The sequence below is a fragment of the Paenibacillus sp. MAEPY2 genome, assembly GCF_000499205.1.
GTDB classification, from domain to species: domain Bacteria; phylum Bacillota; class Bacilli; order Paenibacillales; family Paenibacillaceae; genus Paenibacillus; species Paenibacillus vandeheii.
In genome coordinates this window covers 38,213-61,533 of the sequence record NZ_AWUK01000040.1, presented here as the reverse complement: position 1 = coordinate 61,533, position 23,321 = coordinate 38,213, and the positions used below count along the sequence as shown (strand labels likewise).

The 23,321-nt window shown below is 47.6% G+C and carries 22 protein-coding genes and 1 pseudogene; 10 read left to right on the top strand and 13 right to left on the bottom strand.

Going from position 1 to position 23,321, the window contains the following annotated elements; all coding sequences use genetic code 11:
- Positions 1-17: 17 nt before the first annotated feature.
- The gene (locus P364_RS0128765) at positions 18-353 is read right to left on the bottom strand and encodes a hypothetical protein (protein ID WP_024633488.1); all 336 of its coding nucleotides are present in this window, start codon (positions 351-353) and stop codon (positions 18-20) included.
- 258 nt (positions 354-611) lie between these two features.
- Between P364_RS0128765 and P364_RS0128760 the strand changes: the two genes are divergently transcribed.
- From P364_RS0128760 to lpxA, 4 genes are all read left to right on the top strand, one after another.
- Complete coding sequence (locus P364_RS0128760; RefSeq protein WP_236642233.1) at positions 612-2,183, top strand: ATP-binding protein; 1,572 nt, start codon at positions 612-614, stop codon at positions 2,181-2,183.
- A 446-nt stretch (positions 2,184-2,629) separates the two neighbouring features.
- Positions 2,630-3,460, top strand: a complete 831-nt coding sequence (gene lpxC / locus P364_RS0128755; RefSeq protein WP_024633486.1) for a UDP-3-O-acyl-N-acetylglucosamine deacetylase — start codon at positions 2,630-2,632, stop codon at positions 3,458-3,460.
- Between the two features lie 18 nt (positions 3,461-3,478).
- On the top strand, positions 3,479-4,504 hold the full coding sequence (gene lpxD / locus P364_RS0128750; protein WP_024633485.1) for a UDP-3-O-(3-hydroxymyristoyl)glucosamine N-acyltransferase: 1,026 nt from the start codon (positions 3,479-3,481) through the stop codon (positions 4,502-4,504).
- Entirely contained in the window at positions 4,501-5,277 is a 777-nt protein-coding gene (gene lpxA / locus P364_RS0128745; RefSeq protein ID WP_024633484.1) for an acyl-ACP--UDP-N-acetylglucosamine O-acyltransferase, read from the top strand. The genes lpxD and lpxA overlap by 4 nt, the downstream gene beginning before the upstream one ends.
- Before the next feature lie 78 nt (positions 5,278-5,355).
- Here the strand turns inward: lpxA and P364_RS0128740 are convergent, their stop codons facing one another.
- From P364_RS0128740 to P364_RS0128730, 3 genes are all read right to left on the bottom strand, one after another.
- Positions 5,356-7,188, bottom strand: a complete 1,833-nt coding sequence (locus tag P364_RS0128740) for an ABC transporter ATP-binding protein (RefSeq protein WP_173405255.1) — start codon at positions 7,186-7,188, stop codon at positions 5,356-5,358.
- Complete coding sequence (locus P364_RS0128735; RefSeq protein ID WP_024633482.1) at positions 7,172-8,893, bottom strand: ABC transporter ATP-binding protein; 1,722 nt, start codon at positions 8,891-8,893, stop codon at positions 7,172-7,174. The genes P364_RS0128740 and P364_RS0128735 overlap by 17 nt, the downstream gene beginning before the upstream one ends.
- Positions 8,894-8,962: 69 nt before the next feature.
- The gene (locus P364_RS0128730) at positions 8,963-9,397 is read right to left on the bottom strand and encodes a MarR family winged helix-turn-helix transcriptional regulator (RefSeq protein WP_024633481.1); all 435 of its coding nucleotides are present in this window, start codon (positions 9,395-9,397) and stop codon (positions 8,963-8,965) included.
- 221 nt (positions 9,398-9,618) lie between these two features.
- Here P364_RS0128730 and P364_RS0128725 point away from each other — a divergent pair, with 221 nt between their 5' ends.
- From P364_RS0128725 to P364_RS0128710, 4 genes are read left to right on the top strand one after another with little or no spacing between them, the layout of a single operon-like run.
- A complete protein-coding gene (locus P364_RS0128725; RefSeq protein WP_024633480.1) occupies positions 9,619-10,548 on the top strand; it encodes an NUDIX domain-containing protein in 930 nt (309 codons plus the stop codon).
- Positions 10,549-10,566: 18 nt separating this feature from the next.
- A complete protein-coding gene (locus P364_RS0128720) occupies positions 10,567-11,064 on the top strand; it encodes an NADAR family protein (RefSeq protein WP_024633479.1) in 498 nt (165 codons plus the stop codon).
- Positions 11,045-11,983 (top strand): TIGR02452 family protein, encoded by a 939-nt coding sequence (locus P364_RS0128715; RefSeq protein WP_052016820.1) that lies wholly within the window; start codon positions 11,045-11,047, stop codon positions 11,981-11,983. The genes P364_RS0128720 and P364_RS0128715 overlap by 20 nt, the downstream gene beginning before the upstream one ends.
- A 46-nt stretch (positions 11,984-12,029) precedes the next feature.
- The gene (locus P364_RS0128710; protein WP_024633477.1) at positions 12,030-12,452 is read left to right on the top strand and encodes a macro domain-containing protein; all 423 of its coding nucleotides are present in this window, start codon (positions 12,030-12,032) and stop codon (positions 12,450-12,452) included.
- Between the two features lie 158 nt (positions 12,453-12,610).
- Here P364_RS0128710 and P364_RS0128705 read toward each other — a convergent pair whose 3' ends face one another.
- From P364_RS0128705 to P364_RS0128680, 6 genes are all read right to left on the bottom strand, one after another.
- On the bottom strand, positions 12,611-13,558 hold the full coding sequence (locus P364_RS0128705) for an iron-hydroxamate ABC transporter substrate-binding protein (protein ID WP_024633476.1): 948 nt from the start codon (positions 13,556-13,558) through the stop codon (positions 12,611-12,613).
- 89 nt (positions 13,559-13,647) lie between these two features.
- Positions 13,648-14,664 (bottom strand): FecCD family ABC transporter permease, encoded by a 1,017-nt coding sequence (locus tag P364_RS0128700; RefSeq protein ID WP_024633475.1) that lies wholly within the window; start codon positions 14,662-14,664, stop codon positions 13,648-13,650.
- 2 nt (positions 14,665-14,666) lie between these two features.
- Positions 14,667-15,638, bottom strand: coding sequence for a FecCD family ABC transporter permease (locus P364_RS0128695; protein WP_052016823.1), 972 nt, complete (start codon positions 15,636-15,638; stop codon positions 14,667-14,669).
- A 202-nt stretch (positions 15,639-15,840) separates the two neighbouring features.
- On the bottom strand, positions 15,841-17,559 hold the full coding sequence (locus P364_RS0128690) for a helix-turn-helix domain-containing protein (RefSeq protein WP_024633473.1): 1,719 nt from the start codon (positions 17,557-17,559) through the stop codon (positions 15,841-15,843).
- A gap of 33 nt (positions 17,560-17,592) precedes the next feature.
- Positions 17,593-18,342, bottom strand: a complete 750-nt coding sequence (locus tag P364_RS0128685; RefSeq protein ID WP_024633472.1) for an ABC transporter permease — start codon at positions 18,340-18,342, stop codon at positions 17,593-17,595.
- Positions 18,343-18,351: 9 nt separating this feature from the next.
- Positions 18,352-19,092, bottom strand: coding sequence for an ABC transporter ATP-binding protein (locus P364_RS0128680; RefSeq protein WP_024633471.1), 741 nt, complete (start codon positions 19,090-19,092; stop codon positions 18,352-18,354).
- A gap of 227 nt (positions 19,093-19,319) precedes the next feature.
- On the opposite strand from P364_RS0128680, the gene P364_RS0128675 reads away from it, so the two are divergent.
- Entirely contained in the window at positions 19,320-20,330 is a 1,011-nt protein-coding gene (locus tag P364_RS0128675) for a Gfo/Idh/MocA family protein (protein ID WP_024633470.1), read from the top strand.
- Between the two features lie 13 nt (positions 20,331-20,343).
- Positions 20,344-20,964: a pyroglutamyl-peptidase I gene (locus P364_RS0128670; RefSeq protein WP_029881382.1), complete on the top strand. Its 621-nt coding sequence runs from the start codon at positions 20,344-20,346 to the stop codon at positions 20,962-20,964.
- 82 nt (positions 20,965-21,046) lie between these two features.
- Here P364_RS0128670 and P364_RS35700 read toward each other — a convergent pair.
- The 3 genes and pseudogenes from P364_RS35700 to P364_RS0128655 all read right to left on the bottom strand — a co-directional run.
- Positions 21,047-21,501 (bottom strand): annotated as a pseudogene (locus P364_RS35700) (IS3 family transposase); the annotation flags it as partial.
- Positions 21,502-21,512: 11 nt separating this feature from the next.
- Positions 21,513-22,094, bottom strand: a complete 582-nt coding sequence (locus tag P364_RS0128660; protein WP_024633468.1) for a TetR/AcrR family transcriptional regulator — start codon at positions 22,092-22,094, stop codon at positions 21,513-21,515.
- A gap of 92 nt (positions 22,095-22,186) precedes the next feature.
- Positions 22,187-23,197, bottom strand: coding sequence for a fumarylacetoacetate hydrolase family protein (locus tag P364_RS0128655; RefSeq protein WP_024633467.1), 1,011 nt, complete (start codon positions 23,195-23,197; stop codon positions 22,187-22,189).
- Positions 23,198-23,321: the final 124 nt, after the last annotated feature.

The following is a 23,321-nucleotide window of genomic DNA, read 5'->3' as shown; positions in this document are numbered from 1 at the left end:
GTGCTGGCTTCTTTATTTTATGAATTTACAAACCTGTCCACAATATCAACCACAGGACCAACGAAGCAGAGGAGCAGCATAAACCCGGCTACGTTAAAGGCTACCCTTGTACCATAGTGCGACCGATACTTGCTAGCGATAATCACAGCAGGTATCCAGAAGATTGCCGCAGCTACAAAGGGGAAGTGAAGCCCCTGATCTCCGCCACTATAAATAGGCAAGTTCAGTTGTTCAAACAGGTAATAACCAAAACTGAAATTCTGTTCTCCCCAACCATAATTAAAAGCAAAGCCCAGAACAAGTAGAAGCAAAGAAACTGTCCCGATACCCATCGGTTTTCTTTGTTGTATCATTCAATCCCTCCATAACTAGTGCGATATCCTAAATAAACCCATTAATGTATTGTAACATAGTGTTGGGCAATGTGATGTAAAATAGTTTCGCATTCTCCGTTTTCCTATAAACCGTTTGTCCTAAATTAATTATAAATTTATACATTCATGTGAATTTGACGAGCCTCCAAATATCGACAACATCAGCTAATCATAATCGATATAATACATGTAAATAGAATCCGGATGCGAGAATTATGTCAAAGGGGGCGTGGCTGTTTGCTGAGTTACACGATGAAAATGGTTATTTTCCCGCTAGGATGTCTGCTTGTAATGCTGTCCTCTTATTTTCTAGGGCTTACTTCCCATCTCGCGTTAATGATATGTGCTGGTGTGTTATTTGTAGCAAGTATATATGGGGAGAAACGTTATCCTGCACTGCGTAACGTCCACTGGGTCTTTCTTGGGATATTCCACTATTTCAGTGCATTGAACTGGTGCAATATGCTGTACTATCTGCTGATCATGTCGATGATTCAGGATAAACAACGCGTTGCCCAGACTTTGCCCATTTCGATGCTGCTTGTGCTCGAATATACAGTGATTCGGCTCACCTATGTACCGATAGATACATATAATTTGCTGGTATCCCTGTTTGACATGTTAACTGCGATAGTCATTATATTTTTGTATCATACCTTAATTAACATCGAGGCAGAGAAGCGCAGACTTCGAGAGAAAAATGATTTTCTGACCCTCCATGACCCACTCACCGGGCTACTGAATTACGAAGGATACATGGATGCCCTTAATAAAACGGTGGAGGAGCACCGCTCCTTTTTGCTGATAATTTTGAATATTCAGAATCTCAACGGGTTTGACAAAGATGTCGAAGACAACTGGTGCAGCGTAATCAGAAATACGGGCGAGAGCATTACAAAACAATTTTCGGATTCGTACGGTATATCCCGCTATGCAGGAGATCGCTATGCAGTCATTTTGCCTGAGACACAGGACATTGAAGAACGCGTGACGTCACTCCTGTCAGGGGATTTGCGGGGGCTGCAGGTAAACTACAGTATTTCCCTCTATCCGGGAATGTCCGAGACGCTGCAGCACTTTATTACGGTGGCGGAGGACAGTTTATTCCAGCATCAGCGCAATAAATGGTTGAAAAACGAAGAGGAGGTCTTCCGTTCCGAAAGACTCCGGGCTGTTGGTGAACTGGCCGCTGGCATGGCTCACGAAATTCGCAACCCGCTGACGGCCATTCGCGGATTCCTGCAGTTGTCACGGGGGCAGGCCTTCAATATCGCTCCTTGGTATGAAGTCATTATGGGGGAGATCACACGGGTTACGGAACTGACTGCTGAGTTTTTGCAGTTTTCCAAACCACATACCAATCACATGAAACCTGAACGAGTGGGGCATTGTCTCGAACGAGTCATGTCGTTAACTGAGTCGGATGCAGCATCACGGGGCCATCGAATCACACTTGAAATGACCGGTGAGCCAGTCGTGGTCAACATGGATCGGGACAAGATCGTACAGGTCCTGATCAACCTGATCCGTAATGCTTTTGAAGCGATGACAGACCCGGGTGAGGTGCATATTGATCTGTTGCATGATGGAGATAAGGCGCTTATCTCGATTAGCGATACGGGCAGCGGCATTCCGGAGAACTCTTTGGCCACGATCTTTAATCCATTCTATACAACCAAGGAAGAAGGTACAGGACTTGGACTGGCACTCTGTCAGAAAATCGCTCTGGACCATCATGGCAAAATCACCGTTCATAGTGAAATGGGGATTGGCTCTACATTCACCCTTCATTTACCTATTGGGGCATAATTCCAACTGAACTGCTCCCCGTCAAGTAGACAGTTAAAAAACAAAAAAATGGTTCGTTTAGAAACCTTAGCTCAATGACGTGCTAAGGTTTCTTGTTATGCTGCTCTTCGCTCTTCTGTATTCGTTCGGAGACAGACCGCCGGTTATCCAAACTGCGACTTACACAAGATATGCTCTTTGTAAATCCGTACTTCAACTGGAGTCCTTTATACTCCATAAACGGTTTGTCCTACTTTTATTATAAAATTATACATTCATGTGAATTTGAAGATCCTCCAAATATCGACAACATCAGCTAATCTTAATCGATATAATACATGTAAATAGGATCCGATGTGAGAATTATGTCAAAGGGGGAAGGGCTGTTTAATGAGTTACACGATAAACTGGGTGGGCTGTTGCAATAGTTCAGTAGAATAATATTCAATTAAAACGGAGGGGATGCTATGTACCAAAAAACGATTCGTAGTAGCTTTACATTGGACGGCATTGCTATACATAGTGGGAATTTGTCAAAGATAACTCTGCATTCTGCACAACCAAACACAGGTATTGTTTTTAGAAGAGTTGATGTAGATCCATATGAAATTATTCAAGCTAAAATCGATAATGTATCCAATACGGAACGTTGCACACAGCTTAAAAACATGCATGGATACACTGTATCTATGGTTGAACATACACTGTCTGCTGTTCGAGGGATGGGCATCGATAACGTGATTATTGATGTTAATGGTGAAGAATTACCCATTTTTGATGGCAGCTCTACCGAGATTGCAACCAAGATTTCAGAAGTTGGCCATCTGCAGCAAGAAGTCAAAAAAAACTACCTTCATTTACAACAAAAAGTTAGAGTTGAGCACGGTAATTCTTTTCTTGAAGCTCATCCCTCCTCTATGGTCTCCTATTGCGTGTGTTTTAAAAATGAACATGAAATTGCCTACCTCTCGGATCAGACATCCAATTTTAATTTTATAGAAAACGATTACTTAACTGATATTGCGCCAGCTAGGACATTTTGTTTTGAAGAAGAAATAATGTACTTAAAAAGCAAAGGTTTAATTCAAGGAGCTTCTTTAGAGCATGGAATAGTTATTGGTGAAAAGAAAATTTATCCCAATTTACGTTTTCCTGATGAATTGTCTCGTCACAAGCTGCTGGATCTTATTGGCGATTTAGCTTTGAATCCACCTTTTCATGCAAAAATCATAGGATCGGGAACGTCTCATTCTTTGAACACTCTTTTTGCTCAAGAATTATTAAATAATCTAATCTAAATACAAAAGGAGACCATTATGCCATGTAATTTGAATGAAATCTCTGAACAGTTAAATGGGATTTTAATAGGTGATGGCAATGTCGTTATAACAGGCGTAGGTTCAATTAATGCTGCTAAAGAGGGAGAAATTGCTTTTGTTACGGATAAAAATCTAAATAAATTAGATCAATGTAATGCCTCAGCTTTCATTGTGCCAGAAACAACAATAATAGAATTTAAAGTACCTGTTATTAAGGTGAAAAATCCCCGACTCGATTTTATTCGCTTAATTGAAATGTTTAGTGAAAAAACCAAGAGTAGTGGTGTAGTATCATCAGAAACAATTGAGCCTTCGGTAACGTTAGGCTACAATGTGCAGATTGACGATTTCGCGGTAATTAAAGAAGATGTTTCTATTGGGGATCATACTATCGTTTCCGCGCATTCATTTATTGGTAAAAATGTGACCATTGGAACGAATTGCTTGATACACCCTAATGTCACTGTGTTACATGATACTTTCATTGGAGATAACGTCATCATTCACTCAGGCGCAGTGATTGGTGCTGACGGATTTGGTTTTGAATGGGATGGGCAAAAACAAGTGAAAATCCCCCATATTGGAAATGTCATTATTTTTGATGATGTTGAAATTGGTGCAAACACGACTATTGATCGTGGAACGATTGATTCAACAACCATTGGTAAAGGGACCAAAATGGACAACCTTATTCAAATTGGCCATAATGTTCAAATTGGTGAGCACTGTATTATCGCAGGTACAAGTGCAATTGGGGGCTCATCGAAGATTGGTAATCGAGTCATATTGGCTGGTGGAAGTGCGGTTATTAATAATATTACCATTGGAGACAGCTGCGTGGTTTTAGCTAAAACCATGGTTACTAAAAACATGCCCGAGAACTCAACGGTGTCGGGATATACAGCTCGTTCACATAAGAGACAACTAAGAGAATCCGCTGCACTTTCCAGACTACCGAAAATGATAAAAAAACTAAATGAGAAGCTCGATGAACTTTCCAAAACAAAGGAAGGTGCTAAATGATACATCACTCAGCCATTATTCATCCTACGGCAGTAACTGGGAACAATGTCGAAGTCGGACCTTTCAGTATCATTGAAGAAAATTCGAAAATAGGTAGCGGGTGTAGGATTGGAAGTCACGTAATCATAGGAGCTAACACGATATTGGGGGAGAATAACTATATTTCACATGGTGCCATTATCGGTTCAGTCCCACAAGATAAAAGTTACCAAGGCGAAGAATCATATCTCATTATTGGAGATAATAATACCGTGAGAGAGTATGTCACCATATGTAAAGGCACACATAAAGGAGATTGTTTCACGAGAGTAGGTAGTAACAACTTTATTATGAATTATGCTCATATCGCACATGATGTATTGATGGGAGACCATAACGTCATCGTCAATAATGTGCAAATTGGCGGACATGTTAATATTGAAGACTATATCACATTTGGTTGTGGTTCTGGTGTGCACCAATCATGTAACATAGGAAGGTTTGCAATGATTGGAGCGGGAAGTAAAGTTTCACAAGATATTATTCCATATTCTTTAGCAGATGGTCCGCGTTCGTACATACATGGTATTAATATCGTTGGTCTAAGAAGAAATGGATTTTCAAATGAAGAAATAAGCACGATAAAAAAGATTAATACCATTTTATTTCGCCAAAAGCGAACTCTCGATCAATCTATTGAAGAAATAAACAACTTACCTCCTTCTGAATTTAAAGAACACACATTGAGTTTTCTAAATAAATCTACACGCGGAATTGTGCGAATGAAGCGATAAAATGGAAACGCCGCAAAGGTCCGGAATAAAACGGAACCTAATGCGGCGTTTTCGTCTTGTCTTCAAGGGAAAGGTGCGTTAATTTTGTTGTCCCTGATGCAAATGATAATAGAAACCTTGCTGCTGCATCAACTCATCATGACTGCCTCGTTCGGCGATCTTGCCGTCATCGATGACGAGAATCTGATCGGCTTCACGGATCGTGCTTAGCCTGTGGGCGATGACGAAGCTGGTGCGATCCTTCATCAAGGTTCGCATCGCTTCCTGAATCTGCATTTCGGTGCGCGTATCGATACTGCTGGTCGCTTCATCCAGAATAAGAATGGCAGGATCAGCGAGAATGGCACGAGCGATGGTTAACAGTTGCCGCTGTCCCTGACTCAGATTGCTCCCACTGGAAATGATCGGGGTGTCGTAACCCTGCGATAATTTGCGGATGAAGGAGTGGGCATTGGCTAGCTTCGCCGCTTGCTGAATCTGTTCGTCCGTTGCATCCGGTTTGCCGTAGGCAATATTGTCACGAATGGTTCCGGAGAATAGATAAGCATCCTGTAACACAATACCAAGTTCGCGCCGAAGCTGATCTTTCTCAAGTTCCGAGATGTCGCAGCCATCAATGGTAATTCGCCCGCCCGTAATCTCATAAAAACGAGGCAGCAGGTTGATAATGGTCGTTTTACCCGCACCAGTCGGTCCAACAAGTGCAATCATCTCGCCTGGCTTCGCGGTAAAGCTGACCTTTTTGAGAATTTCTCTCTCAGGGCTATACCCAAAGGATACCTCCTCAAATACCACTTTACCTTGAATCTGCTCCAGCTGTTTCTTCTGTTCTTCCACGTATTCACTTGGTGTATCCATAATATGGAATACACGTTCAGCACCTGCAATGGCTGCCTGAATCAGGTTATACTGGTTCGCCAGATCATTGATGGGCCGCTCAATCTGGCGGGAGTAGGCAAGAAAACTTACAATTAGCCCGATGGACGTCAGATCATGATAAGCCATCCAGCCACCTACCGCTGCCAGTATGGCAAAACCGATATTGTTCATGACATTCATCGTTGGGCCTACCAGACCGGATACGCTCTGAGCCTGGGTACTGGAAGTGCGATGCTTCTCGTTCAGGTTCTGAAAATGTTTATGCGCCTGCTCCTGACGATTATAAGCTGCGACCACCTTTTGTCCGGCAATGGTCTCCTGAGCGTAGCCATTAAGCTCACCAAGCAGCTTCTGTTGTGCAGTAAAATGTTTGCGTGTTCTTGAAGCGATCAGCCGAGTGGCGATCGTAATCAGGGGAACCGTCACCAGACTGAGCAGAGTCAGTCGGACATCCAGGGCAAACATAATCGACAGGGAGCCAACCAGCAAGATGGCGCTGGACATCAGCTGGGTTACACTTTGATTCAGCGTCGTGGACACGTTATCGATATCATTGGTAGCCCGGCTCATCAGATCACCGCTCTGATTTTTGTCAAAAAAGTGGATCGGCAGCTGCTGCAGCCTAGAAAACAGAGCATGGCGCAGATCCTTCACGGTCAGTTGGGATACGCCGATCATGACATAGGATTGAGCCCACATCATGAGCGAGCCGAGCACGTATACGGTCAGCAATAGCATGCAGTCTTTCAGCAGGCCATCCGTCATTTTGGGGACGATATGTTCATTGACCGCACGGCCGAGCAGATAAGGTCCTGCCAGATTAAGCAACGTTCCAAGACCCGTCAGTACCAGAGCCGAGATAACCCCTTTGCGATGACGTCCCATGTATGACCATACTCGAATGATGGCGTGCCGGGCGTTCTTGGCTCTTACTTTGGGAACCGGACCTCGGCCGGGTGGCCCAGGTCTTCCGATCGGCGGAATAACGGTCTGATGGATGGAGGAAGAAGCATTTTTAGCCAAATTGAACATCCTCCTTCCGTTGCTGCGAATAATAGATGGATTGGTAGTGTGACGAATGGGCCATGAGATGCTCATGTGTACCACTTGCCGCGATTTCTCCTTCATCAAGCACGTAAATGCAGTCTGCATCCTTTACGGAAGATATCCGTTGTGCAATCAGGAAGGTGGTGCTGTTTTTCATTAGGGAATGCAGCGCCTTCTGAATGCTCGCTTCCGTACGCAGATCGACGGCACTGGTACTATCGTCCAGAATCAGAACTTCCGGTTGCATGAGCAGGGCGCGGGCAATAGAAATCCGCTGCTTCTGCCCACCCGAGAGATTGACACCGCGCTGGCCAAGTTCCGTGTCGTATCCATCTTTCAGGTTCATGATAAAATCATCAGCCGCCGCTGCTTGGGCTGCGGCACGCAGTTCAGCTTCCGTTGCGTCAGGTCGGCCGAAGCAGATGTTATCCCGAATACTGCCACTGAACAGAATGGATTCTTGTAAAACGATGGACGCACGGCTGCGAAGATCCTGAAGATCCCAGTTACGCACGTTCACTCCGTTCACAAGCACTTCACCCTGCGAGGCATCATACAAGCGGGGGATCAGCTGTACAAGTGAAGTTTTGCCCGAGCCTGTTGAGCCGAGTAAGGCCACTTTTTCTCCCGGTTTAGCCGTCAGTGTAATTCCAGATAGAGTATGCTCCCCATCATAGCGGAAATAGACGTCTCTGAATTCCACCTGACCTGCTCCTTTACGAGACACATCATGACCGGATTGGATATCAGGCTGGGTATGAAGCACTTCATTGATCCGTGCAGCAGATACCTTGGCGCGGGAGAAGCTCATCATCATCATGCCGATTGAAGTGAGGGACGAGAGTACAACGGTCACGTAGTTGATAAAAGCAATCAGATCCCCGGCAGCAATATCGCCTCCGACCACCTGAAAGCCCCCAAACCAGAGCACTGCTACAATGGTAGCATTCAGCATCAGGCTTAGTACCGGTGCATTCAGCGATACGATGCGCCATGCTTTCACTGCCGTATGAGTGTAATCCTCATTGGCTTGCTGGAAACGCTTCTTCTCCTGACGTGCGCGTGCAAAAGCCTTGACGACACGAATGCCGGCAAGATTCTCCTGAAGAACGGCGTTCACCTTGTCGAGCTTGTTCTGAACGCTGGCGAAGAGCGGATAGGAAGCGGAAATCAGGATATATAAGATGATAAACAGAATCGGCACGGACAAAATGAGAATTAACGCCAGTTTGACACTGATCGTAAACGCCATAATAATACTGCCGATAATCAGCATCGGCGAACGGATAAACATGCGCAGAAGCATCTGTACAAAGGTCTGCATCTGGGTGATATCACTCGTCAGGCGGGTGATCAGCGAGCCCTCCTGGAAGGTATCCAGATTACGGAACGAGAACTTCTGGATATGATCAAACAATTCCTGGCGCAGATCGGTGCCGTATCCAACGGCGGCTTTGCTTGAAAACAGCGTACATCCTGCACCGCCAACCCATCCGATTAACGCAAAAAGAAACATAAACAAACCTGTAGTCACGATGTGGGACAGGTTCCCTGCAAGCACACCATCATCCACAATGCTGGACATCAGCTTGGGTTGAAGCAGGTCCATGGCAACCTCAAGGACCATGAGCAGCGGAGCAAGAATGGCCGCTGACTTATACGGGGTAAGGAATCGTTTTAACGTCCACAATGGGAAAAATCACCTCATTCGTTGTGAAATAATCATGTTGCAACTATTCATGAGACAGAAGCACCTCATTTAATATTCTTGCAGATTCTGAACCATGCGCTGGGCGAGCGCCGACATGAGTTGCGATTCTTCAGGTGTAAAATCTTTCTGTGCTTGGCGTTCAAGCTCCTGGAATACTTCTCTCAGTTCCTTAAGCGCATCACGGCCCTGATCGGTCAGATAGACACGCAGACTGCGCAGATCCTTAGGGTCGGCTTCACGCCGTACAAACCCCGAGCTTTCCATGCGTTTCAGCATAACTGTTACCGTTGCAGGGGCGCGGCGCAGCTGTTCGGCCAACTGTTTCTGGGTCTGACCATCTTCCCGTTCAAGCTGGAATAACAGCGGCGGTTGTCCAGGATATAACTCAGGGTGGTTGACAAGCTTCTCATGAACCTTGTATCGCTGTAGCTTGACGAGTTCCGATAACTGGCCTATTAAACGTTCATTCCGAGCTGATTTCATAACTGCTTCCATCCTTTTAATTAGTCGACTAACTAAATGATAAGTTTCCTTTGACATATCGTCAAGTGCTTTTTGATATTCCGAAGAAGCTTGTTAGAGCGAGACATAATGTGGGTTTGTGAAGGGATGGAAAATATTGACGCGGGTCAGAAGCATATGTTAGAGTGTTATTATCTAATTGTTAATAACAAATTGTTAATAACAGAATGGGGTCTTTCGAAATGACACATGCGGGTAATTCGGATCAAAATTCATCAGATCATCAGAATCTCGTGAACATAAGCGAACAACAGTTTCTTGAAACCTATGACGCAGGCGAATACGAACGTCCTTCCGTTACCGTGGACATGTTGGTATTTACAATACGAAGTGAAACGCAGGAGAATTATCGCAAACTCGCGGAGCCAGAGCTCCAGCTGCTGCTGATTCGTCGGGGAGGTCATCCCTATATGGGGCAGTGGGCGCTTCCGGGTGGATTTGTCTCTATGCAGGAATCGCTGGAAGATGCCGCCAGACGGGAACTTTTTACCGAAACCGGACTGGATGATATTTATCTGGAGCAGCTCTATACCTGGGGGGATGTGCATCGTGATCCGCGTACGCGTGTAATCAGCTGTTCTTACATGGCGCTGGTCGACAGCAGCGAGCTGCAGCTTCAGGCTGGCGACGACGCCAGCGAAGCGGACTGGTTTCGGATGGAGCAGCGGCTGCTGGAGGAGAAACGTCATATCCATGAGCGTGGACGCGTGACGGAGCGCAGGGTGCAGTTGATTTTGACCAATGGAACAGAGGAATTGTCGGCAGTCATTGAGACGAAGGAAACAGTGGAAGGCAGAGTGCGCCACAGCAATATTTCGATGAATGAGGTTCAAGGAATTGCCTTTGATCACGCGAAGATCATACATTACGCGCTGGAACGTCTGCGGGCCAAGGTGGAATATACGGTTATTGCTTTTAATCTGATGCCAGAGACATTCACATTAACTGCTCTCCAGAAAGTATACGAAATCATCAGTGGCAAAAAACTGCTGGCTGCCGCTTTCCGGCGCAAAATCGCCGATTGGGTTATCGAAACGGGTGAGTATACGGGGAATGCAGGACATCGTCCATCACGTTTGTACAGACTGAATCCGGAAAGATTGACACCATAAAGTTAGGAGGGAATATCGATGGAGAAGTTTACATTTTTTTGGCGTACAGCGTCTCCGTTCTCACAGTGGCACCCGGTGGATTTTACCGTCAATGGCGTTCACTACACCAGTGCAGAACAATATATGATGCACCAGAAAGCGCTGCTGTTCGGCGATCAGATTATTGCAGACAAGATCCTGAAAGCAAGCTCCGCATCTGTACAAAAAAAGCTGGGCAGGCAGGTCGCAGGATTCGACCAGACTGTATGGGAAGAGGAGTGCAGACGTATTGTCTATGAGGGCAACGAAGCCAAATTCACCCAAAACAAACAACTACTGACCACGCTGCTCGCCACCCGAGGAACGACTCTTGTAGAGGCAAGCCCGGATGACCGCATCTGGGGTGTTGGGCTGGCGGAGGAAGACCCGCGCATTCGCAATAGAAGAACGTGGCGGGGGACCAACTGGCTGGGTGAGATTCTCACCCGTCTAAGAGAAAATATAGGAAGTGATGAAGATGAACGACCAACAACATAAGAACGATATTCAGAATAACAACCGCAATATAACAACAGGCGTCAACAGCACGAATGCACGCTCCAAACGTTCTCGTATTGCCCATCAGACACTGGTTATTTTGGAAGCAGGAGAATATGTGAACGGATATGATCGCCGGGTTCAGATCGGTGCGGACTTACAGCGAGCGATCCGGGATTCGGTATTATACCGTCCTACGGAGCTTATCGCTCTTCGAGAAAAGCGAAGTGAAGAAATGATTCGAATGCAAGCTCCGGCGGAAGCTTCAGCCTTTCGCATCGAGGTTACGGGCGAGACCACACTCGCGGCCGCTTCACGCCTTTCTGTGGATGAAGGAAGGAAAGATGTTGTTTGCCTGAACTTTGCATCGGCGAAAAACCCCGGTGGCGGCTTCCTGGGAGGCAGCCAGGCACAGGAGGAAAGCTTGGCTCGGGCTACAGGACTGTACCCGTGTATCGCCCAAATGAACGAAATGTATGATTACAATCGCAAGCAGCGGTCTTGTTTGTACTCCGATTACATGATCTATTCGCCTGCTGTTCCGGTGATCCGTGATGATGAGGATCGGCTGCTCGACAAATATAATCTGACGGCATTCATCACAGCGCCTGCTGTAAATGCAGGAGTGGTGAGAGAGCGGGGAGATGCTGATGATCAGCTAATTGAGTCCGTCATGAAAGGGCGCATTCGCTATATTCTGGACGTGGCCGCGCTGCATGGGCATCAAACTATTGTATTAGGCGCATATGGCTGCGGTGTATTCAGGAATGATCCGGCAAAGGTAGCGGAATATTTCCATGATGTATTGGTAAGAGAGGGCTTCAAGCATTCCTTTGAGCGCATCGTATTTGCCGTATTGGACCGGACAGCCGGACAGAAAACGTTCAAAGCATTTGAGGATCGTTTGGCTGGAGAGTGATTTGGAGAAGTTTACAAAGTCAAAAGGTGTGTGGGAGAGGACAGGTATGAAGTTTCGCGAGATACAGCTGGATTTGTTTGCCATGGATGATCATTACACGCTTGCACACTGCATTTCCGCGGATGCCCGCATGGGGGCAGGAATTGCTGTGCAGTTCCGGCAGCGATTTGGATTGGAGGTTCTTCAGGAGCAGGCGCAGCAGGAGCCACTAGAGATTGGACAGTGCTATCGAGTAGGGCGGACCCTGAATTTGGTCACCAAAGCCAAGTTCTCGAACAAACCAACCTATCAATCCTTTACTCGTGCGGTGGAATCCATGCGTGACGTTTGTGCCAGAGAAGGGATCAACAAACTGGCAATGCCGCAAATTGGCTGCGGGCTGGACAGGTTGAAGTGGGATAAGGTGAGAGGCATTATCCAGGATGCTTTTGCCGAAACGGATGTTGAGATCGTCGTTTGTACCCTGTGATTAGACCATGCCGACGGACTTTTACCTTCAGAGATACAATTTTGGATACAAAAAAACCTCTGCTTTGAGCGGATGGAGAGAGCATGTAGTTGACTCTGTTCCAATCTACAAAGAGAGGTTTTTTGATGTTTTATTATGGGTTGTGAGTAAGGATTATTTTATTTCTTGGAGAACATTTCTTTGGCTTCATCCATGGCCATTTTGTTGCCGATTGAAGAATAATCCAGCCAAGGCTGAGCACCGATCGGGTAAACATGGCCTGCTTTGACAGCCTTAAGTCCCTGCCAGATTGGATTGTTTTGCAGTTCTTTGAACATGCTCTGAGCTTCATCATCCGAGTTCACCACAACGAAGATCGCATCTGCATCAAAGTCCGGCAGTATTTCACGTGAAACAACTTGATAGGGTTTGGACGAATCGAATTCCTCAATGCCTTTAGCTGGGGTCAAGCCCAAATCCTCATACAAAATCGGTCCCATCGGACGGCGTGTACTGAACACACGCAATTCTTTGGCAGTAACACGGATAGCCATTACGGTGCCATCCCCAATGGTGTCATGGATTAGAGATTTCACTTCATCCGTTTCTGTCGCATAATCCTGAATATATTGCTCGGCTTCCTTCTCACGGTTCACGAGTTTGCCAATGTCTTTTAAGTGGTCGCGCCACGTGCCATCATCCAGATTGAAGACGTGTACAGGAGCAATTTTCTCGAATTTGGCGATATCATCACCGGAAAATTCTTCGTCCAGGTAGATGACATCCGGTTTCAGGGCAAGTAAAGCTTCCATGTCCGGGTCCTTAACGGGACCGAGCGGTGTAGTATTTTGAAGACGGTCAGCAACGTGGGACAGGAAGGCTTTGGCTTCCCCGCCGATTACCGAACCAACCGGAGTAATCCCGAGAGACAGCAGGTCATTGGTCAGATGGATCGACATGGATGCGATGCGTTGGTCTCCGGAAGCGGAATTGGTGTCCTGTGAAGCGTTCGAAGTGTCCGTAGTGGAACCTTCCGAAGCAGAGGATGAATTATTGGCGTTCCCGCAGGCTACGAGTACAAGCACCAGACAGATGCTCATGAAGAGCATAAGGTTTTTCTTTAACATGGGTAATCTCAATCTCCTTGAACATCTCATGGATGTCGTTTTTATGTTGGGTATAACGGTGGAATCATTGGATTGTTGCGGTAAAGCTATTACTTGGTTCGTACCAGTAGGTATAAAAAGTAAGGTGCGCCTATCGCCGCGACCACGACGCCTGCCGGAATGGAATTGGGCTGAAAGATCGTTCGCCCAACCGTATCGGCAGCGACCAGAATAACCATACCGATGAGTCCGGCGGCTGGGATCAGATGGCGATGCATCGGGCCAACCAGTCTGCGGGCCAGATGAGGCGCCGCCAGACCAATGAATCCAATCCCGCCGGCCATGGACACACTGACGGCAGACAATGCCACTGTGCACAATAGCAAAATAACACGTTGGGATCGGACGGGTGTACCAATACTGGTCGCGGCAGCATCTCCCAGATTAAAGGCATCCAGCGTTTTGGAGCGACTCCATATGTACGAGATGCAGAGTACAATCCATGGAAGCAGAGCCTGGACATGAACCCAGTCTCTGCCCCAGACGCTGCCAGCCAGCCAGCGAGCGGCGAAGGAATAGGTATCTTCATCCAAACGGAGGGACAAATACAGCGTCAAGGCATGGAATCCGGCCGCTACGGCAATGCCCACCAGAATCAGCTTAATGGGGGATACTCCGTTATGACGATCATAGGATAGCAGCATGATAATTAGCGCCGCGGCGACACTGCCTGCAAAAGCAAACAACGGAATCAGCAAGGCAACCGAGCCGTTCATGGAATGGGCGAAGCTTACAAATACCATCAATCCAAAGGCCGCTCCTGCATGCAATCCAAGGATGCCTGGATCGGCAAGTGGATTGCGTGTAATACCTTGCAGCGCAGCACCAGCGACGCCGAGGCCTGCTCCAGCCAGTACAGTAACCAGAATGCGTGGCAGTCGATAGTCAAACAATACAATCTGATCATCCGGCGTACCATTGCCTAGCAGGGTGTGAAGCACGGCCATTGGTGACAGGCGAATCGTTCCCGTGTTGAGGCTGATCACGATGACGGCACAGGCGATGCAGAGCAGCGTAACACTGACCGCTATGGAACGTTTGCCTCGTGAGGGTGTATTGGAGTTCATCGCTACAAGGCCCTCCTTTCTTTACGGGCCAGATAGAGGAAGAAGGGTACACCGACAAAGGCGACCATAATGCCTACTGCCAGTTCCTGAGGCGGATTCACAATGCGTGATCCCAGATCGGCAAGCACTAGCAAGACGGCTCCGAGCAGGGAGGACATCGGAATGATAAGTCGATAATCCACGCCAACCAATTTGCGAGAGATGTGTGGAATAACTAATCCAACGAAGCCGATTGAGCCTACAGCAGATACGGATACGCCAGCCAGCACTACAACCGCCGTCAGGGCAAACAGCCTGGTCCAGCGGAGGTTGATCCCGAGATTAATCGCAACTTCTTCTCCGAGCGACATAAGGGAGACACGACGGGCCATGGGCATGGTGAGCACGAGGGCAACCAGCAGCACAGGCAGAATCAGCTTCAGATGCCGCCATTCAATACCGCCGAAACCACCGGCATACCAGAAGGCCAAATCCTGACTCAGGTCAAAATATATGGCTACACCAGTGCTGAGCGAACTTAACATCGCTGCAATAACGGCACCCGCAACGGTAAGCCTTATCGACGTCAGTCCTCCGGGAGCGGCCATGCCCAATAGGAAAATGAGCAGAGTGCCCAGAACAGCCCCTGCAAATGACAGGAACATGATCCAGCCATAAGGTAATCCCGGCCAGAAAGCGAAGCTGAGAGCCACGACAAAGGTAGCTCCTGCATTGATTCCCAATATGCCGGTGTCTGCCAGCGGATTGCGTGTAATCCCCTGCATGAGCGCTCCGGCCACAGCAAAGGCGGCGCCAATGACAGCAGCAGCAATAACACGTGGCAGCCGCAGCTCGTGAATAATCTGATGCGGTGTCAAAGCCGGGTTGTACTGGAATATGGCAGTCCATACGGTCTCCAGTGTTAACCCCTTGGCCCCCAGAGAAATGGCGACAAACATACTAAGCAGCAGCGCGGCAATAGCCGCCAAAAACATCAAGCCCACCGTCACTGCGGATTTTTGTGATTTGGACGGACGTTGTGACAGTCCCGGATGTTGAATGCGGGTCACTCCTTTGTTACCAACAACACCTTGCTGTTGTTATTGATTATCATTATCAATTAGTGAACATTATAAAATCTTAATTCAGGCCCGTACATGGCTTAAATTAAGATTATAGAGATGGACATTTTTTAGATTACAGAAATGCGGCTTTGTTCGTCAACATGGAGAGCGCTTCATCGAGCTGGATGTTGATGGAATAGGGAGCGTATACCACCCATGAATTCCAGTCTATGACATGCACGCGTCCGTTTTTTACTGCGGAATAGTTTTTCCACAACGGATCTGTAGTAATCTGCTGCAGCAGGGCGCTCCGTTCATGCATGGATGTAACTGCAATCAGGAGCACATCTGCTTCCAGGCCATCCCATTCCCCAGGCGTGAAGGACATCCAGTTGAAACCTACACCGACAGGTTTGCCTGCCAACTCTCTCTGAATCCGATCGGGAGCGGCCAGTTGCAGGCTGCGGTAAAATACATGGCCGAAGTTGCGATTGCTGTACATGCGTGGTCCTTTTGCAGTTAAAGTACAGACAGCGACGGTGACCTGACCTGCCGTTTCCCTGATCTTTTTGCGAGCCCGCTCCGCCTTGCGCTCATACTGATCAAGCCACTCCTTCGCCGCTTGAGTACGATCCACGATAGAGGCGATTTTCTGCAAATGACCGAAGATGTCTGTCTGATTCCAAGGAATGGTGATGATTGGAGCCACATCTCCGATATGTTCCATCGCTATAGCTGCTGCGTTATCCTTGGTTAGAATCAAATCGGGATTCACATCAAGGAATGCCTGGCGTCCCTGTTCCCAGGGTTCATAGGCATGGAACGGCAGCGTCAACGATTTGGGAACATGGGGCAGATGGCCCTGGATCTGAGCCGCACATGGTGTGATGCCAAGCGTCATCAGGTGATCGGTGTATGGATAGGAGAGCGATACGATATTTCGATGGACCTGCTTGGCATAGGAAGTTGGCGCATAACCGGCATGGTTCCTGAATCGTCGGCTGAAATAGAATTCGTCCCGATAGCCTACCTGGCGGGCCACATCACGAATACGCAGATCTGAAGTCATGAGCAGTTCCTTGGCCCGATTCATTCGTAAATGAGTGATATATTCGATAGGATTTTTCTGCATCCGGCTCTTGAACAGCTGTGAATAATACGACGGGTGCATGCCGGCCAATTCGGCCAGCTTCTCCAGCTTGATTTCGTTCATATAGTTTTCGCGCATATACTGTAAGGTTGATCTGAGCCACTGTTCAGGCTCGTCCTGTCCTTCCGCATCCGACTGACCTTCCTGCGGCCAGAGCATATGAAGCAGATCGGTCAGGAGCAGCTGCACTTTCAAGCTGTTTTGTGAAGCTTCGGTTGTTAATTGTGCGGCAATTCGCTGTATCCCATAGTAAGGGCCTTGAATCCACCCTGTTACAGGTGAACCAAGCTCTCGCTCATATATTCGCCGTTCTTCCGTTTTCTCGGCAACCCGAAACAGATCAAAATGAATGATATACAGTTCAATTTCATGGTCAGCATCAGAGAAGAGCTCCAGAGAACTTCCCGGCGTACACAGGAAGGCGGATTTGCGGGCAACAAGGGTTTCGATATCGTTCGCCACCAGTTTACCCGTAAATTTGTGCATGTAGACAAAGGTATGGTGAGGGAGCTCGGTCTGACTCCATTGCCAATGCGTATCTACGGTGATCCGTTCTGCTTGATGCAGTTCGAGTAACGAGTCGTTTAGAAAAGAATCCATTTCCGTCCGTGTCACGGCTTCTTTGTCGCTGTTTGGCTGATCCGGTTGGGTCAACATGTGGGCGGTACATGGGTTAGGGTTGTTGCTCGAATGAATTAACATGGTGTGACCTCCTTTCCTGACAGATTGGATGTATCATAGCGAGCGCAACCGCATATCCGATGTGAACCACTGTCGGTATGTCATCAGGCTGAGCAGGATGCTGGTAATAGCGGCTGAGCTGGTAAAAGCAAATACGATCAGAATCTGGTAACGAACGGCCTCAACCGGATCGGCACCCGCAATAATCATACCTGTCATCATGCCAGGAAGCTGTACGAGTCCTACCGTTTTCATCCCATCAATCGTGGGTATCATGCTGGATTTCACGGAACGTTTCAACACGTCCTGAAAAGCACGTCTTGGCGTTGCACCCAGTGCAAGCAGGGATTCAATCTCTCCTTTGGAGGACTCGACCTCGCGTTTCATCTGGTTCAGAAACAGCCCGGACACCACCATGGCATTACCGATGGTCATGCCGCTCAATGGAATAATGTACTGGGGAGTAGGCTCCACAATACCCAGACCTAACAATAACCCCATCATGAGCAGCTCTGTAACCGTAATTGCAGCCGCAATATATAAGGAAATCCAGCGAAGGCCTTTTCCGCGTTTGCCGGCATTAATTGAAGCTACTGTAATCATGAATCCGACAATGGCAATAATCAGAGCAGGGTGGTCCGAGTTAAAAATAAATTGAAGTACATAGCCGACAAGCAACAGCTGTACAGCGGAACGAACAGTGCCTATGGCAATATCCTTCTCCAAATCAAGCTTCTGCCAGACCGAGATGAGCATGGTGAGCATTACAAATATAATGGTAAAACTCAGAGCGATGAGTGACATGAGTTCTCCTTATTCTGCCACAGGGACAGGACGCATAATGAATTGTCTGGCCAGTTCGGTGGCCGGATTGTCAAAAAAACGGGCTGTTGGCTGACGCTCCAGCAAGGTCTGGTTGCCCATGAACCAGGTGGTTGTACTGAATGATTGTGCCTGTTCCTGATCATGGGTAACCCAGACAAGAGAAGTGCCTTCCTGCTGGCTCCACCGGGTCAATTGTTCTTCCACGAATCGGGCGTTAGTCCGGTCCAGGGAGGCTGTCACTTCGTCCAGCAGCAGCACCTCGGGCCGCAGCATCATGGAACGGATCAGGGCTATGCGCTGTTTCTCCCCACCGGAGAGGTCGCTGGCCCGCTTTTGAATATCAAGGTCCTCCAATCCCATCCCTGCAAGCAGTCGTTGGGCCAAGTTCTGATCATAGGGCTGCCTATGAAGCAGATGCACCGTTTTCAGGTTATCTTCCACACTGCCTGCCAGCATAACAGCCTGTTGTGCCACATAAGTCATGCGCATACGCCAGGTACGAGGGTCCGAATCCCGGTAAGAGATTCCTTTCCAGATCAGGTCTCCCTCATCAGGAATATCCAGCAGGGCGAGGATGCGAAGCAATGTGCTTTTCCCCTGGCCGGATGCACCGAGTATGGCAATACGCTCTCCCTGTTCCACTGCTGCGTTCACTTTTTCGAATAAAATACGCTGTTCGGTTAAACCGAGACGTTTCACTAGCTTATTAATGGTTAAAAGTGTGGACAAAGTCGGGTCGTCCTTTCATCCGTGATCTGCAATTATCTTAGCAAAAATACGGAATAATTGAAATGAGAGTGAATCTCAATTCGTTTGTTGAATGTAGATCATGGAATGGGGGAGATGAAACCGGTCTGACGCAAGCGGTTCTTTTTGGTAAAATAAAGAAGACTCCGTTTTGGCCTAATCAAGATCGTGATCTTTTTAAAATATTTGATATCAGGGGAGGCTTTACGATGACGAAAGTTGTTGGACGGGACAAAGTAAATTGGGGCATTATGGGCACAGGATGGATTGCATCTCAGTTCGCGCGGGATTTGGAGCATGCCGGGAACGCCGTAAAAGCAGCGGTAGGTTCACGAACAGCCGAAAGCGCAGAGAAGTTTGCAGCTGAATATGGTTTTGCACGCGCTTACGGTTCATATGATGAAATGCTGCAGGACCCTGAAGTGGATATTATTTATGTGGCAACCCCCCATCCGTTACATAAGGAAAATGTGCTTGCCTGTCTGGAAGCGGGTAAAGCGGTACTCTGTGAGAAACCGTTTACGATGAATGCTCGTCAGCTGGAGCAATTGGTGGAGAAGGCGCGTGAGCGCAAGCTTTTTCTCATGGAAGGCATGTGGACACGCTTCCTGCCGCCGATCACTCAGGCCAGAGCATGGATTGCGGAAGGCAGAATCGGGGAGGTACGTCTGGTCAAAGCAGACTTTGGTTTCCGTGTAGGCTGGGAGCCGGAAGGCAGGTTGCTTAACCCGGATCTGGGTGGAGGTGCTTTGCTCGATGCAGGGGTATATCCGATTTCCTTTGCGTCCATGATTTTTGGCGAGCAGCCTCAGCATGTGTGGAGTACGGCCAACATTGGACAGACGGGTGTGGATGAACAGTTCTCCGTATTGTTGTCTTATTCCGAAGGTCGTTCTGCATCGCTGAATGGGGCCATTCGGCTTAACCTGAGTAACGAAGCGGTCATATATGGCACAGAAGGATACATTCGTTTACCGCTCTTCCTGGCAGGCAAGGAAGCCTATCTGCACGTGAACGGTCAGGATGAACCGGAGAAATTTACCGATGACCGGACATGTATCGGATATGCGTTTGAAGCGGAGGAAGCAGGGCGCTGCATCCTGGAGGGACGTACAGAGAGCAGAACGATCCAACTGGACGAATCCCTGGAAATTATGAAGCTGATGGACACGATTCGTGGTCAGTGGGGCCTGCGTTACAAATCCGAAATAAATAGATAGGAGTGGAGAAGCGATGGTGAAAATTCTGATCTCCGGATTTGAACCTTTTGGCGGGGATGCGGTGAATCCGACGGGAGAACTGATGGAAGCACTTGCGCATGAAGTGATCAAGGGAGCGGAGCTGAAAACAGTGCTGCTGCCTGTGCACTTCGATGAATGTGCGGATCTGCTAATCGCAGAGATGGAATCCTATCAACCGGATGTCGTCATCGCCTGTGGACTGGCCAAAGGCAGGACAGCCATTACACCTGAACGGATTGCTGTCAATGTCAAAGACATTCCTCCTGGCTCCTATGCGGACAATCAGGGCCAGCATCCCGTGGACAAGCTCATAGTGGAAGGCAGCCCGGACGGCCTATTCTCCACGCTGCCGATTCGTGCGATGGTGAATAACATGGGGGCAGCTGGCATCCCGGCTGCGGTGTCCAATACCGCAGGCACGTATATTTGCAATAATACGATGTATCGGGTACTGGATCATATCCGCTTGAAACAGCTTCCGATTCGTGCCGGATTTGTACATTTTCCGGCTTCAACAGAGATGGCTGTGCTTCAGCCTTCCGTGCCTTCGCTGCCCATTCCCATGATGCTGGATGCTCTGCGGGTTATGATTCGTACGGTGGTGGGGGAGTAATTAAGTTTGGATCGTTGTAAGACGAACGAATGAGATTACAACTGCACCCCGTCAAGTAGACAGTACAAAAAATAAAAGATAGTTAAGCGGCCTTGGTCCTGAATTCCTTGGGACTGAGGCCATTTAGTTTTGCCTGCAACCGTTCATAGTTGTAAAAGTGTATATAATCATCAATGTCTTTTTGGAGCTCTTCAAAGGTCCAGTAGGTATGCAAGTAGTACTCCTCACATTTGAGCGTTCCCCAGAAGGATTCCATGGGTCCGTTATCAATGCAACGACCCACCCGGGACATACTTTGTGTGAGTTTCGCTTCATCCAACATCTCCTTAAAGCTTAAATAGGCCTTCTTTACGTTGCCGTACTTGAATTCCGTGACATCGGTTATCCATTTTTTGTTTGGCATTTCCGCCTCAAATTTACGATTCAGGACGTTCTCTGCAACCTGCTGAGGCGTAGAGCCTACGTACTTCTTCCTCTTTCTTCGGGTGACAGACTGGTGCCCTGGAGTTTCATCAGACGGTGTACTCGCTTCGCGTTAACAACAAAGCTTATGACTGAGACAAAATTCCTTTAACAAACAATGAGACACTGTGCTTGTAGAACTCTTCCTCGGTGACGAGTTGGGACTGATATTGCCGGTGAATCAGCTCGCTCATCTGAAATCCGTAGCACATCGAGAGAAAAGACATGGCGACAAGACGCTCATTCTGTCTGGCTATAACTTTTTTCTTCTGTAAGCGTTCAAAATATTCAACCAGCAAGGAGTGAAGCTTCGCCGGCGGATCGGCCAGCACTCTGTCTAATTCGGGAAACATTCCTTTGTCGCGGATGCCAATTAAAATGATGTCCGCATTTTTATGGAAAAATAAACGGTACTGCTGACTTACATTCAGCAGATCGACTTCCGGGTTATCGGTCGCGTCCTCTTTTAACAGCTTCTCAAATTGCGGGATATCCGAATGTCTTTCAATGATGGCTTCCAATATGCCTTGCTTGCTTCCAAATTGCCGGAAAATTGTAGATTCATTGACCTTAGCTTCCATTGCAATGGCTTTGGTGCTTACTCCCCGATAGCCATTCATTTTGATGAGACGTGTCGCGGCTTCAATGATTCTGTCTGAAGTTTGCATTGCAGTTCTCCTTTAACATATGTTAAACCCATTCTACTACAAGTATTGCATATGCAGCAGGGTCGGGGTTCATCATTTTCATAAACGTTTATTTAAGGCAAATCGCTTCTTTTTTCCCAGCGGCTTGGTTCCGTAATCTTGACATGATCAGGGACCAATTGCGTGAGCGTGCCTAATTTATCGAATGTAATCTGGATTCGGTCAGAGGGTAACAGCCATTGTTCGGTCTCGATTGCACAGCAATCCGGTATCGTCCCCATTCCTATAATCGTGCCCGGGAGCGGCGTGAAAACTTTGAGAACCTCCTCCATCACTTTTGCAGGGTGTGCAGAATACTCGGATGTGCTTCCCTTCCAGTGCAGTCTCTCCCCGATGTGTACATCCACATCCAGTGCCAGCGGGTTGTCGATTTCATCCGGTGTAACTAGAAATGGTCCTATTCCTTTGCTGCGATCAAAATCTTTGCAGCGCGTCGGTCCGGTCAGCGCCTGGAAATCCGGCCACTGCACATCGCGGACAGTACTGTCGTTAAAAATAACATAACCTGCAATGCAGTTTCCCTTCCCTGTAACAAAGGCCAGTTCCGGCTCGATATCCAGGTAGGAAGAGTACGAAGGCCAATGAATCGTATCCCCATCGCCAATTAGTGCATTATGGTTACACTTGTAATAACTGAAAATTACTTTATTCGGATCTTGCTGGAATTTTTCGGCGGTTTTTCGTTTAAGCTCTTCTCTTTCCGGCCCTGTATATTCTCTTTGCAGCAGATTTACGCCAGCATTTCTTAGATGTCTTGGCGTCAGCCCGAAATCGATAAGCGCAGCCGGATTCGGAACTGGCGGCAGCAGTTTTACCGCTGCAATTGGGTAGATTTCATTTTCATTGAATTGATGTGACTGTTCGACAGCATATTGCATCAATTCCTTAGCGGCATCATAACTTGCCGGCAAATAATGAAGATAGCTGTCCATACTTTCAAGACTATCAATGAAAGTCCCCTGTTTTTTCATGATTGCAGCAAAAGACACGACAAATTCCTCGTTAATTACAAGCCCAAACAAAGGTTCCTGGGATGTCTTGGTTTGAAAGGTTACTAGCTTCATGTTGCAGCGCCTCCATCCATGTAGTGTGATGTTGTTCTGTTACTATCGTATAGCATAGAGTAAATGCATGCAAGTGCTTGCTTGCATTTATGTTATTGATTCTCTATACTAAAGACATAATCAG

Coding starts and splice junctions, on each gene's coding strand:
- lpxD (WP_024633485.1), top strand. CDS start 3,479: ATGCCATGTAATTTGAATGAAATCTCTGAACAGTTAAATGGGATTTTA.
- P364_RS0128715 (WP_052016820.1), top strand. CDS start 11,045: ATGAACGACCAACAACATAAGAACGATATTCAGAATAACAACCGCAAT.
- P364_RS0128675 (WP_024633470.1), top strand. CDS start 19,320: ATGACGAAAGTTGTTGGACGGGACAAAGTAAATTGGGGCATTATGGGC.
- P364_RS0128705 (WP_024633476.1), bottom strand. CDS start 13,558: ATGTTAAAGAAAAACCTTATGCTCTTCATGAGCATCTGTCTGGTGCTT.
- lpxA (WP_024633484.1), top strand. CDS start 4,501: ATGATACATCACTCAGCCATTATTCATCCTACGGCAGTAACTGGGAAC.
- P364_RS0128730 (WP_024633481.1), bottom strand. CDS start 9,397: ATGAAATCAGCTCGGAATGAACGTTTAATAGGCCAGTTATCGGAACTC.
- P364_RS0128655 (WP_024633467.1), bottom strand. CDS start 23,197: ATGAAGCTAGTAACCTTTCAAACCAAGACATCCCAGGAACCTTTGTTT.
- P364_RS0128700 (WP_024633475.1), bottom strand. CDS start 14,664: ATGAACTCCAATACACCCTCACGAGGCAAACGTTCCATAGCGGTCAGT.
- P364_RS0128670 (WP_029881382.1), top strand. CDS start 20,344: ATGGTGAAAATTCTGATCTCCGGATTTGAACCTTTTGGCGGGGATGCG.
- P364_RS0128690 (WP_024633473.1), bottom strand. CDS start 17,559: ATGTTAATTCATTCGAGCAACAACCCTAACCCATGTACCGCCCACATG.
- lpxC (WP_024633486.1), top strand. CDS start 2,630: ATGTACCAAAAAACGATTCGTAGTAGCTTTACATTGGACGGCATTGCT.
- P364_RS0128660 (WP_024633468.1), bottom strand. CDS start 22,094: ATGCAAACTTCAGACAGAATCATTGAAGCCGCGACACGTCTCATCAAA.
- P364_RS0128685 (WP_024633472.1), bottom strand. CDS start 18,342: ATGTCACTCATCGCTCTGAGTTTTACCATTATATTTGTAATGCTCACC.
- P364_RS0128720 (WP_024633479.1), top strand. CDS start 10,567: ATGGAGAAGTTTACATTTTTTTGGCGTACAGCGTCTCCGTTCTCACAG.
- P364_RS0128740 (WP_173405255.1), bottom strand. CDS start 7,188: ATGTTCAATTTGGCTAAAAATGCTTCTTCCTCCATCCATCAGACCGTT.
- P364_RS0128725 (WP_024633480.1), top strand. CDS start 9,619: ATGACACATGCGGGTAATTCGGATCAAAATTCATCAGATCATCAGAAT.
- P364_RS0128710 (WP_024633477.1), top strand. CDS start 12,030: ATGAAGTTTCGCGAGATACAGCTGGATTTGTTTGCCATGGATGATCAT.
- P364_RS0128765 (WP_024633488.1), bottom strand. CDS start 353: ATGATACAACAAAGAAAACCGATGGGTATCGGGACAGTTTCTTTGCTT.
- P364_RS0128695 (WP_052016823.1), bottom strand. CDS start 15,638: ATGTTTTTGGCGGCTATTGCCGCGCTGCTGCTTAGTATGTTTGTCGCC.